Below are 11,412 nucleotides of genomic sequence, written 5' to 3'. Positions count from 1 at the left end.
CTATCGCGGGCAAGCCCGCTCCCACAGTGGTTGATCTGTTCCCATATGCTGATGTGTGCACACGGTCAAATGTGGGAGCTGGCTTGCCTGCGATAGCGGTGTGTCAGCCAATGAATCTGCTGCTGATAGACCGCTATCGCGGGCAAGCCCGCTCCCACAGTGGTTGATCTGTTCCCACATGCTGATGTGTGAACACGGTCAAATGTGGGAGCTGGCTTGCCTGCGATAGCGGTGTGTCAGCCAATGAATCTATTGCTGATAGAGCGCTATCGCGGGCAAGCCCGCTCCCACATTTGAAATGTCTTATGCCTGATAAAGCTCGGCTGTCAGAGCGGCGTCAACACATTCATCACCGTATCCAACGCCACCCGCGTGTCATCCAACTGCACCAGCGACGCATGCCGCGCACCCAGTGCATCGCGGTTCTGGATCGCGGTGAGGATCGCCTTGTGCCGAGGCAGGCTCAGCCCCTGGATATCCGGGCGGCGGTTGGTGATGTTGATCGACTCGCGCAGCGGCAGCGAGAGCATGTTGCACATGTAGGCCAGCAGGTCGTTGCGCGTGGCGTCGGCAATTGCGCGGTGGAAGTCCAGGTCGGCCTGCAACAGCTCTTCGTGGGTCTTCGCCGTTTCCATGCCCAGGTAGGCTTTTTCGATGGTGGCGATGTCTTCATCGGTGGCGGTGGTCGCGGCCATGGCGGCGATCTCCGGTTCGAGGATGCGTCGCACACCGGCCAGGGTGTTGAAGAATTCGCTGTGGGGCGTGGACTGCATCAGCCAGGACAGCACGTCCGGGTCGAGCAAATGCCATTTCAAGCGTGGCCGCACCACCGCACCCACCCGTGGCTTGGAATACACCAGGCCCTTGGCGCTGAGCACCCGCGTGGCTTCGCGCAACACCGAGCGGCTGACCTTGTACTCCTCGCAAAGCGTGGCCTCCAGGGGCAGCTTTTCTTCGGGCTTGAAGCGCCCGGAAACGATGTGCATGCCCAAGTCCTGAACGATCTGGGCATGCATGCTCTTGCGCGGCTTGGGCGGCTGGTGATCCATAACGACGGGAAGGCTCTGACTTAAAGACGCGGCATCATAGCATCCCAATTAGTGGGAATGCCGGGGGACTTCCGCCCCGCGGCAACCCACCAGGAAGTCAAAGTCGCAGCCTTGGTCCGCCTGCAATACGTGGTCGATATACAGCTGTCGATAACCGCCGACGATCATTTTTTGCGGTGGCGCCAGATCCGCCATGCGTGCCGCCAGCTCGGCGTCGGGGATGTCCAGGTGCAGGCGACCGTTGGCGCAGTCCAGTTCGATCCAGTCACCTTCCTTCACCGTAGCCAACGGCCCGCCCGCAGCGGCTTCCGGTGCCACGTGCAAGACCACCGTGCCGTACGCCGTGCCGCTCATGCGCGCGTCGGAAATACGCACCATGTCTGTCACGCCCTGGGCCAGCAGCTTGGCCGGCAGGCCCATGTTGCCCACCTCGGCCATGCCCGGGTAACCCTTGGGCCCGCAGTTTTTCATGACCAGGATCGAGTTGGCGTCCACGTCCAGCGCCGGGTCGTTGATGCGCGCCTTGTACATGTCGAAGTTCTCGAACACCACCGCACGGCCGCGATGCTGCATCAGCTCCGGGCTGGCGGCGGAAGGCTTGAGCACCGCACCCAGCGGCGCCAGGTTGCCGCGCAATACGCAAATGCCGCCGTCGGCGCGGATCGGGTTGTCGAGGGTGCGGATCACTTCGTCCCTGCCGTAGATCGGCGAGTCCTTGGTGTTCTCGCCGAGGGACTTGCCGTTCACCGTCAAGGCATTGGGATGGGGGATCAGGTTGGCTTCACCGAGGCGACGCAACACCGCAGGCAGGCCGCCGGCGTAGTAGAACTCTTCCATCAGGAAGCGCCCCGACGGCTGCAAGTCGACGATGGTCGGCATGCCACGGCCCATGCGAGTCCAGTCGTCGAGGTCGAGTTCGACACCGATGCGCCCGGCGATGGCCTTCAAGTGGATCACCGCGTTGGTCGAACCGCCGATGGCCGCATTCACCCGGATCGCGTTTTCAAACGCCTCTTTGGTGAGGATCTTCGACAGCTTCAAGTCTTCACGCACCATCTCCACCGCACGCATGCCGGACATATGCGCCAGCACATACCGCCGCGCATCCACCGCCGGAATCGCCGCGTTATGCGGCAACGAGGTGCCCAGCGCTTCGGCCATGCACGCCATGGTGGAGGCCGTGCCCATGGTGTTGCAGGTGCCCGCCGAGCGCGACATGCCGCCCTCGGCCGCAAGGAAATCATCCAGGGTAATGGTGCCGGCCTTGACCTGCTCGCTGAGCTGCCACACCACGGTGCCCGAACCAATGTCCTGGCCCTTGTGCTTGCCGTTGAGCATCGGCCCACCGGTGACCACGATCGCCGGCACGTCGCAACTGGCGGCGCCCATCAGCAGGGCCGGGGTGGTTTTGTCGCAGCCGGTCAGCAGCACCACGCCGTCAATCGGGTTGCCGCGAATCGCTTCTTCCACGTCCATGCTCGCCAGGTTGCGGGTGAGCATGGCGGTGGGGCGCAGGTTGGACTCGCCATTGGAAAACACCGGGAACTCCACCGGGAAGCCACCGGCCTCGATCACGCCGCGTTTGACGTGCTCGGCGATCTGGCGGAAATGCGCGTTGCACGGCGTCAGCTCCGACCAGGTATTGCAGATGCCGATGATCGGCTTGCCATGGAACTGATGGTCGGCGATGCCCTGATTCTTCATCCAGCTGCGGTACATGAAGCCGTTCTTGTCGGCGGTACCAAACCACTGGGCGGAGCGTAGGCCGGGCTTTTTATCAGACATGATCGATTCTCTTATTGTATGACTATATGTTCTGTGCGTGCTTAAACATAAGCGCAAAAACGCCTATTTGGAAGAGTTGTTTTGCAAATAGTCATACTATATAGTCGGTCTCAACTGAGGTATGGCCCTGGCGGATTTCCGCGAGAGGCGTGCCCCGAGCTTCTATAAAAACAACAATGTGGAGATCGACCCCCATGAGCCAGGAACTGCGGCTTATTCGGCGCATCACGCTGAAACTGATTCCCTTCCTGATCCTGCTGTACCTGATCGCCTACGTGGACCGTTCCGCCGTGGGCTTCGCCAAGTTGCACATGGGCGCCGACATCGGCATCGGTGATGCCGCCTATGGCCTGGGCGCAGGCCTGTTCTTTATCGGCTACTTCCTGTTCGAGATCCCCAGCAACCTGATGCTCGACCGCTTCGGCGCGCGGCGCTGGTTTGCGCGGATCATGATCACCTGGGGTGCGATCACCATCGGCATGGCCTTCGTGCAGGGGCCGCACAGCTTCTATGTGATGCGCTTCCTGCTCGGCGCGGCGGAGGCGGGGTTCTTCCCGGGCGTGCTGTACTACATCACCCAATGGTTCCCGGTACGCCATCGCGGCAAGATCCTCGGGCTGTTCATCCTGTCCCAGCCGATTGCGATGATGATCACCGGGCCCGTGTCCGGCGGCCTGCTGGGCATGGACGGCATCCTCGGCCTGCACGGCTGGCAATGGTTGTTCATCGTGATTGGCACCCCGGCGATCCTGCTCACCTGGCCGGTGCTGCGCTACCTGCCGGACGGCCCCAAGCAGGTCAGCTGGATGAGCGATGAGGAAAAAGCCTGGCTCACCGGCGAACTCGCAAAAGACCTGCAAGCCTACGGCCAGACCCGCCACGGCAACCCGTTGCATGCCCTCAAGGACAAACGGGTGTTGCTGCTGGCGCTGTTCTACTTGCCAGTGACCCTGAGCATCTACGGCCTGGGCCTGTGGCTACCGACCCTGATCAAGCAGTTTGGCGGCAGCGACCTGACCACCGGCTTCGTCTCCGCCGTGCCCTACGTCTTCGGCATCATCGGCCTGCTGATCATCCCGCGCAGTTCCGACCGCTTGAATGATCGCTACGGCCACCTCGCCGTGCTCTATGTGCTCGGCGCCATCGGCCTGTTCTTCAGCGCGTGGCTGAGCGTGCCGGTGCTGCAAATGGCCGCGCTGTGCCTGGCGGCGTTCGCGCTGTTTTCCTGCACGGCGGTGTTCTGGACCTTGCCGGGGCGTTTCTTCGCCGGCGCCAGTGCGGCGGCAGGCATTGCGCTGATCAACTCGGTGGGCAACCTCGGCGGCTACATCGGCCCGTTCGTGATTGGTGCGCTCAAGGAATACACCGGCAACCTCGCCTCGGGCCTGTACTTCCTGTCGGCGGTGATGGTGTGCGGGCTGATCCTGACCTTGGTGGTGTACCGCGTGCTGGAACGCAAGCACGTGCTGCCCGCCGACCAATTCGCCGCCAGCGCCCGTGGCGCTTCACGTACTTGATTCAAGGAGAAGATGCATGCGTTTAGTTCAGTTTGAATTGCCCAACGGTGAGCGCCGGGTCGGCGTGGTGGACGGCAACACGCTGCGCGAGGTTAAGGCTGCGCGCAGCGTGCGTGAACTGGCCCTGGCGGCCATCGAAGCCGGTGTCGGCCTGGCCCAACAGGTCGACAGCCTGGGCCTGGGTGCCAGCCATGACTACGCGGCACTGCTGGCCGACTTGAAGATCCTGCCGCCGCTGGACCATCCCGACCCCGCCCATATGCTCATCAGCGGCACCGGCCTGACCCACCTCGGCAGCGCGTCGGCCCGCGACAAGATGCACCAGGGCGCAGACGAAACTGCGCTGACCGACACCATGCGCATCTTCAAATGGGGTGTGGAGGGCGGCAAACCGGCAGCGGGCGTTGCCGGTGTGCAGCCCGAGTGGTTCTACAAAGGCGACGGCAGCATTGTCGTGCGCCCCGGCGCCGCGTTCCCGGTGCCACCGTTTGCCGAAGACGCCGGTGAAGAACCGGAGATCGGCGGCCTGTACGTGATCGGCCCGGACAGCCAGCCCTATCGCGTCGGCTTCGCGGTGGGCAACGAGTTTTCCGACCACGTCATGGAGCGCAAGAACTACCTGTACCTGGCCCATTCCAAACTGCGCAGTTGCAGCTATGGCCCCGAGCTGCGCGTCGGCGAATTGCCGCAGCACCTGGCGGGCAGCAGCCGCATCCTGCGCGACGGCGAAGTGATCTGGCAGAACGAGTTCCTCAGCGGCGAAGCCAACATGTGCCACAGCCTGGACAACCTCGAATACCACCACTTCAAATACCGCCAGTTCCTCAGGCCGGGCGATGTGCATATCCACTTCTTCGGCACCGCCACGCTGTCATTCGCCGACGGTATACGTACCCAGCCGGGGGATGTGTTCGAGATCAGCCAGGCAGAGTTCGGCGCGCCGCTGGTCAACCGTGTCGGCAGCAGCGACGCGGCATTCGCACCCGGCAACGTCATCACCCTTTAAGGAGCCCCTTCATGTCCCAGTTTCTCGGCCACAACTACATCGGCGGCGAGCGCAGCGCCAACGGCAGCGTGACCCTCAAGAGTGTCGATGCGAGCACCGGCGAAGCCTTGCCCCAGGATTTCTACCAAGCCACGCCGCAGGAAGTCGACGCCGCCGCCAAGGCCGCCGCGCAGGCGTATCCAGCCTATCGCGCCCTGAGTGCGGCGCGGCGGGCGCAGTTTCTCGATGCGATCGCCGATGAGCTGGATGCGCTGGGCGACGATTTCGTCGCGCTGGTCTGCCGCGAAACCGCGCTGCCCGCCGCCCGTATCAAAGGCGAGCGCGGGCGTACCAGCGGCCAGATGCGTTTGTTTGCCACGGTGCTGCGGCGCGGCGACTTCTACGGCGCGCGCATCGACAAGGCCTTGCCCGAGCGCCAGCCACTGCCGCGCCCGGACCTGCGCCAATACCGCATCGGCCTCGGCCCGATGGCGGTGTTCGGGGCGAGCAATTTCCCCCTGGCGTTCTCCACGGCGGGCGGTGATACCGCCGCTGCGTTAGCGGCTGGTTGCCCGGTGGTGTTCAAGGCCCACAGCGGGCATATGGCGACGGCCGAATGCGTGGCCGATGCAATTATGCGTGCCGCCGAATCCAGCGGGATGCCGGCCGGTGTGTTCAATATGATCTTTGGCGGCGGCGTCGGCGAGGCCCTGGTCAAGCACCCGGCGATCCAGGCGGTGGGCTTTACCGGTTCGCTCAAGGGCGGTCGCGCCTTGTGCGACATGGCCTCGGCGCGCCCGCAGCCGATCCCGGTGTTTGCCGAGATGTCCAGCATCAACCCGGTGATCGTCTTGCCCCAGGCGCTGCAGGCCCGCGCCGACACCATCGCCCGCGACCTCACTGCGTCGGTGGTGCAAGGGTGCGGCCAGTTCTGCACCAACCCAGGCCTGGTGATCGGTATCGCATCGCCGGCATTTACCGCGTTCACCCAACAGGTGGCGCAATTGATCGGCGATCAACCGGCGCAGACCATGCTCAATGCCGGCACCCTGGGCAGCTACGGCAAGGGCCTGGAAAAACTCCTCGCGCACCCCGGCATCGAGCATCTGGCGGGCAACCCACAGGCGGGCAATCAAGCCCAGCCGCAGCTGTTCAAGGCCGATGTGCGCCTGCTGATCGATGGCGATGAAGTGCTGCAGGAAGAAGTCTTCGGCCCCACCACGGTGTTTGTCGAAGTGGCTGACAGGGCCCAGCTCAGCGCCGCCCTGCATGGCCTGCACGGCCAACTCACGGCGACCATTATTGGCGAGCTGAATGACCTGCAACAGTTCGCCGAACTGACGCCACTGCTGGAGCAGAAAGTCGGGCGCATCCTGCTCAACGGCTACCCCACTGGCGTCGAAGTCTGCGACGCGATGGTGCACGGCGGCCCGTATCCTGCGACCTCCGACGCCCGTGGCACCTCGGTCGGCACCCTGGCCATCGACCGTTTCCTGCGCCCGGTGTGCTTCCAGAACTACCCTGATAGCCTGCTGCCGGATGCGTTGAAAAACGCCAACCCGTTGCGTATCCAACGGCTAGTGGATGGCACGCCGTCGCGCGATCCGTTGTAAAACGCAGACCTGAGAACAACAAAAAATCCAGGAGGCACCATGTCGTTTCACGCCGTTACCGAACACCGTGCGCAACTGGGGGAGGGCCCGTTCTGGGACGTGCCGACCCAGGCGCTGTACTGGGTGAATATCGCCGGCAAACAGGCGCTGCGTTTTATGGGCGGGCAGTTGCGGGTGTGGCAGTTGCCCGAGCCTGTCTCGGCATTTATCCCGTGCGAGCGTGGCGATGCGTTGGTGACCTTGAGCAGCGGCGTGTATCGCCTCGACCTCGACAGCGAAGCCTTGACCCTGCTGTGCGTGGCCGACCCGCAACCGGGCAACCGTGGCAATGAAGCGCGCTGCGATGCCCAGGGCCGCCTGTGGCTCGGCACCATGCAGAACAACATCGGCGTAGACGGTGAAGACCTTCCGGTGACACGGCGTTCCGGCGGCCTGTTTCGTATCGACGCCGACGCGCGGGTCACGCCGTTGCTCAGCGGCCTGGGCATTCCCAACACCTTGCTGTGGAGCGACGACGGCAGCCTTGTGCATTTTGGCGACAGCCTGGACGGCACGTTGTACCAGTTTGCGATCCAGGCGGACGGCCAACTTGGCGCCGCCGATGCCTGGTTCGGCCCCCACGCACGCGGCGGGCCGGACGGCTCGGCGATGGACGTCGAGGGCTATATCTGGAACGCCCGCTGGGACGGCAGCTGCCTGCTGCGCATCGCGCCGGATGGCGGGGTGGATCGCGTCATCGAGCTGCCCGTCAGCCGGCCCACCAGTTGTGTATTTGGCGGGCCAGACCTCACCACTTTGTATATCACCAGCGCCGCCAGCCCTTTGGAGCATCCCCTGGACGGTGCCGTGCTGGCAATCGAACTCGACGTGCCAGGCAAGCCCTGTCACCGCTTTGCCGGTTAACCCCCAAGACTTAAAAACAACAACAAGGAGTCACCGTATGAATCGTCGTCGTGGTATCCGTTCCCTGTGCTGCGCCGCTGTGGCGGTCTCGGCCATGAGCTTGAGCGGGCTGTTGCTGGCCGCTGAAGAAGTGAAGATCGGCTTCCTGGTCAAGCAGGCCGAAGAGCCGTGGTTCCAGACCGAATGGGCCTTTGCCGAAAAAGCCGGCAAGGAACACGGGTTCACGGTGATCAAGATCGCCGTGCCCGATGGCGAGAAAACCCTGTCGGCCATCGACAGCCTGGCCGCCAACGGCGCCAAGGGTTTTGTGATCTGCCCACCGGACGTGTCCCTCGGCCCGGCCATTGTCGCCAAGGCCAAGGCCAACGGCCTCAAGGTGATCGCAGTGGACGACCGTTTTGTCGATGCCAAGGGCAACTTCATGGAGGACGTGCCTTACCTGGGCATGGCGGCGTTTGAGGTCGGCCAGAAACAAGGCGCGGCGATGGCCGCCGAAGCGAAAAAGCGCGGCTGGGATTGGAAAGACACCTACGCCGTGATCAACACCTTCAACGAACTCGACACCGGCAAAAAGCGCACCGACGGCTCGGTCAAATCCCTGGAAGAAGCGGGCATGCCCAAGGACCATATTCTCTTCACCGCCGCTAAGACCCTCGACGTGCCGGGCAGCATGGACGCCACCAACTCGGCCCTGGTCAAGCTGCCCAGCGGCGCGAAAAACCTGATCATCGGCGGCATGAACGACAACACCGTGCTCGGCGGCGTACGCGCCACGGAAAGCGCCGGCTTCAAGGCGGCGAATGTGATCGGTATCGGCATCAATGGCACCGACGCCATCGGCGAACTGAAAAAGCCCAACAGCGGTTTCTTCGGCTCGATGCTGCCAAGCCCACATATCGAGGGCTACAACACCGCGTTGATGATGTACGAATGGGTCACCAAAGGCACGGAACCGGCGAAGTACACCGCCATGGATGAAGTGACGCTGATCACCCGCGACAACTTCAAGGAAGAACTCACCAAAATCGGGTTGTGGCAATGACCGCTGCGGCCCTGCGCTTTGACGGCATCGGCAAGACCTTTCCCGGGGTCAAGGCGCTGGACGGCATCAGCTTCAGCGCCCAGCCCGGGCAGGTGCACGCGCTGATGGGGGAGAACGGCGCGGGCAAGTCGACGCTGCTGAAAATCCTCGGCGGCGCCTATATCCCGAGCAGCGGCACGGTGCAGATTGGCGAGCAGACGATGGCCTTCAAGTGCGCGGCCGACAGCATCGCCAGCGGCGTGGCGGTGATTCACCAGGAGCTGCACCTGGTGCCGGAAATGACCGTGGCCGAGAACCTGTTCCTCGGGCACTTGCCGTCGCGGTTTGGCGTGGTCAATCGGGGGCTGCTGCGCAAGCAGGCCCTCGCTTGCCTCAAGGGCCTGGCGGATGAAATCGACCCAGAGGAGAAGTTGGGGCGGTTGTCCCTGGGCCAACGGCAACTGGTGGAAATCGCCAAGGCGTTGTCCCGTGGCGCCCATGTGATCGCCTTTGACGAACCCACCAGCAGCCTGTCGGCGCGGGAAATTGACCGCCTGATGGCGATCATCACGCGCCTGCGCGACGAGGGCAAAGTGGTGCTCTACGTGTCCCATCGCATGGAGGAGGTGTTCCGCATCTGCAACGCGGTGACGGTGTTCAAGGACGGCCGTTTTGTGCGCACCTTCGACGACATGAGCGCACTGAGCCATGACCAGTTGGTGACGTGCATGGTCGGCCGCGATATCCAGGACATCTACGACTATCGCCCGCGTGAGCATGGCGACGTGGCGCTCAAGGTCGACGGTCTGCAAGGCCTCGGCCTGCGTGAGCCGATCAGCTTCAACGTGCGCAAGGGTGAAATCCTCGGCCTGTTCGGACTGGTCGGGGCAGGGCGTACTGAACTGTTCCGCCTGCTCAGCGGCCTGGAGCGCGCCAGTGCCGGAAGCCTGGAACTGTGCGGCGCGCCGTTGCACCTGCGCTCACCGCGCGACGCCATCGCCGCCGGCGTGCTGCTGTGCCCGGAAGACCGCAAGAAGGAAGGCATCATCCCGCTGTCCAGCCTCGCCGAGAACATCAATATCAGCGCCCGTAGTGCCCATTCCGCGTTCGGTTGGCTGTTGCGCGACGGCTGGGAAAAAGGCAACGCCGACCAGCAGATCAAGGCGATGAAGGTCAAGACGCCCAACGCGCAACAGAAAATCATGTACCTGTCCGGTGGCAACCAACAGAAGGCGATCCTCGGGCGCTGGCTGTCGATGCCGATGAAAGTCCTGCTGCTGGACGAGCCGACCCGCGGCATCGATATCGGCGCCAAGGCGGAGATCTACCAGATCATCCATAACCTCGCGGCCCAGGGCATTGCGGTGATCGTGGTGTCCAGCGACCTGATGGAAGTGATGGGCATCAGCGACCGCATCCTGGTGCTGTGCGAAGGCGCGCTACGCGGCGAACAAACCCGCGCCCACGCGACTGAATCCAACCTGCTGCAACTGGCTTTGCCGCGCAGCGTGGCGAACTGAGAGACGACTATGACCACTCAACACAACGCGTTGCCCACGGCACGCAAACCCCTGGACCTGCGCGCACTGCTCGACAACTGGGCCATGCTGCTGGCGGCGGTGAGTATCTTTTTGCTGTGCGCGTTGCTTATCGACAACTTCCTCTCGCCGCTGAACATGCGCGGCCTGGGCCTGGCGATTTCCACCGTCGGCATTGCCGCGTGCACCATGCTGTTCTGCCTGGCGTCGGGGCACTTCGACTTGTCGGTGGGCTCGGTGATTGCCTGCGCCGGGGTGGTCGCGGCCATCGTGATGCGTGATACCGACAGCGTCATGCTCGGCATTGGCGCGGCACTGTTGATGGGCCTGGTTGTTGGGCTGATCAACGGCATCGTGATTGCCAAGCTGCGGGTCAACGCGTTGATCACCACGCTGGCGACCATGCAGATCGTGCGCGGCCTGGCCTACATCTTTGCGAATGGCAAGGCGGTGGGTGTGTCCCAGGAGCAGTTCTTCGTGTTCGGCAACGGCCAGTTGCTGGGCGTGCCGGTGCCGATCCTGATCACCATCCTGTGCTTCCTGTTTTTTGGCTGGCTGCTCAACTACACCACCTACGGGCGCAACACCATGGCTATCGGCGGCAACCCGGAAGCGGCGTTGCTCGCGGGGGTGAATGTGGACCGCACCAAGATCCTGATCTTTGCCGTGCACGGCCTGATCGGCGCGCTGGCCGGGGTGATCCTGGCGTCACGCATGACCTCGGGCCAGCCGATGATCGGCCAGGGTTTTGAGCTGACGGTGATCTCGGCGTGCGTGTTGGGCGGGGTGTCGTTGAGTGGTGGGGTTGGCATGATTCGGCATGTGATTGCCGGGGTGCTGATTTTGGCGATTATCGAGAATGCGATGAACCTGAAGAATATCGATACGTTCTATCAATACGTGATCCGTGGCTCGATCCTGCTGCTGGCGGTTGTAATCGACCGCATGAAACAACGCTGATTCCTGTGGGAGCTGGCTTGCCTGCGATAGCATCACCTCGG

The 11,412-nt window shown here is 63.2% G+C and carries 9 protein-coding genes; 7 read left to right on the top strand and 2 right to left on the bottom strand.

Annotated elements, in window-relative coordinates:
• Positions 1-326 precede the first annotated feature (326 nt).
• Both B348_RS0129410 and B348_RS0129405 read right to left on the bottom strand, forming a co-directional pair.
• Positions 327-1,049, bottom strand: coding sequence for a FadR/GntR family transcriptional regulator (locus B348_RS0129410; protein ID WP_017739605.1), 723 nt, complete (start codon positions 1,047-1,049; stop codon positions 327-329).
• A 48-nt stretch (positions 1,050-1,097) separates the two neighbouring features.
• A complete protein-coding gene (locus B348_RS0129405; RefSeq protein WP_017739604.1) occupies positions 1,098-2,834 on the bottom strand; it encodes an IlvD/Edd family dehydratase in 1,737 nt (578 codons plus the stop codon).
• A gap of 194 nt (positions 2,835-3,028) precedes the next feature.
• Here B348_RS0129405 and B348_RS0129400 point away from each other — a divergent pair, with 194 nt between their 5' ends.
• Genes B348_RS0129400 through araH form a run of 7 tightly spaced genes read left to right on the top strand, consistent with a single transcriptional unit; the run spans position 3,029 to position 11,371 of the window.
• Complete coding sequence (locus B348_RS0129400) at positions 3,029-4,351, top strand: MFS transporter (protein ID WP_017739603.1); 1,323 nt, start codon at positions 3,029-3,031, stop codon at positions 4,349-4,351.
• A gap of 16 nt (positions 4,352-4,367) precedes the next feature.
• Positions 4,368-5,357: an AraD1 family protein gene (araD1, locus tag B348_RS0129395; RefSeq protein ID WP_017739602.1), complete on the top strand. Its 990-nt coding sequence runs from the start codon at positions 4,368-4,370 to the stop codon at positions 5,355-5,357.
• A gap of 11 nt (positions 5,358-5,368) precedes the next feature.
• The gene (locus tag B348_RS0129390; protein WP_017739601.1) at positions 5,369-6,949 is read left to right on the top strand and encodes an aldehyde dehydrogenase (NADP(+)); all 1,581 of its coding nucleotides are present in this window, start codon (positions 5,369-5,371) and stop codon (positions 6,947-6,949) included.
• 39 nt (positions 6,950-6,988) lie between these two features.
• Positions 6,989-7,852 (top strand): SMP-30/gluconolactonase/LRE family protein, encoded by an 864-nt coding sequence (locus tag B348_RS0129385; RefSeq protein ID WP_017739600.1) that lies wholly within the window; start codon positions 6,989-6,991, stop codon positions 7,850-7,852.
• A gap of 37 nt (positions 7,853-7,889) precedes the next feature.
• On the top strand, positions 7,890-8,894 hold the full coding sequence (locus B348_RS0129380) for a substrate-binding domain-containing protein (protein WP_017739599.1): 1,005 nt from the start codon (positions 7,890-7,892) through the stop codon (positions 8,892-8,894).
• Positions 8,891-10,393: an L-arabinose ABC transporter ATP-binding protein AraG gene (gene araG, locus B348_RS0129375; RefSeq protein WP_017739598.1), complete on the top strand. Its 1,503-nt coding sequence runs from the start codon at positions 8,891-8,893 to the stop codon at positions 10,391-10,393. The genes B348_RS0129380 and araG overlap by 4 nt, the downstream gene beginning before the upstream one ends.
• 9 nt (positions 10,394-10,402) lie before the next feature.
• Positions 10,403-11,371 (top strand): L-arabinose ABC transporter permease AraH, encoded by a 969-nt coding sequence (gene araH, locus B348_RS0129370; RefSeq protein WP_017739597.1) that lies wholly within the window; start codon positions 10,403-10,405, stop codon positions 11,369-11,371.
• Positions 11,372-11,412: the final 41 nt, after the last annotated feature.

The sequence above is a fragment of the Pseudomonas sp. CBZ-4 genome (assembly GCF_000346755.1).
Classification (GTDB): domain Bacteria; phylum Pseudomonadota; class Gammaproteobacteria; order Pseudomonadales; family Pseudomonadaceae; genus Aquipseudomonas.
The sequence above is the reverse complement of the archived record's forward strand: the minus strand, read 5'-3'. Positions and strand labels throughout refer to the sequence as shown.

Excerpts from the sequence above, each read along its gene's own strand:
- araG (WP_017739598.1), top strand. The coding sequence starts at position 8,891 with ATGACCGCTGCGGCCCTGCGCTTTGACGGCATCGGCAAGACCTTTCCC.
- B348_RS0129390 (WP_017739601.1), top strand. The coding sequence starts at position 5,369 with ATGTCCCAGTTTCTCGGCCACAACTACATCGGCGGCGAGCGCAGCGCC.
- B348_RS0129400 (WP_017739603.1), top strand. The coding sequence starts at position 3,029 with ATGAGCCAGGAACTGCGGCTTATTCGGCGCATCACGCTGAAACTGATT.
- araD1 (WP_017739602.1), top strand. The coding sequence starts at position 4,368 with ATGCGTTTAGTTCAGTTTGAATTGCCCAACGGTGAGCGCCGGGTCGGC.
- B348_RS0129380 (WP_017739599.1), top strand. The coding sequence starts at position 7,890 with ATGAATCGTCGTCGTGGTATCCGTTCCCTGTGCTGCGCCGCTGTGGCG.
- B348_RS0129410 (WP_017739605.1), bottom strand. The coding sequence starts at position 1,049 with ATGGATCACCAGCCGCCCAAGCCGCGCAAGAGCATGCATGCCCAGATC.
- araH (WP_017739597.1), top strand. The coding sequence starts at position 10,403 with ATGACCACTCAACACAACGCGTTGCCCACGGCACGCAAACCCCTGGAC.
- B348_RS0129405 (WP_017739604.1), bottom strand. The coding sequence starts at position 2,834 with ATGTCTGATAAAAAGCCCGGCCTACGCTCCGCCCAGTGGTTTGGTACC.
- B348_RS0129385 (WP_017739600.1), top strand. The coding sequence starts at position 6,989 with ATGTCGTTTCACGCCGTTACCGAACACCGTGCGCAACTGGGGGAGGGC.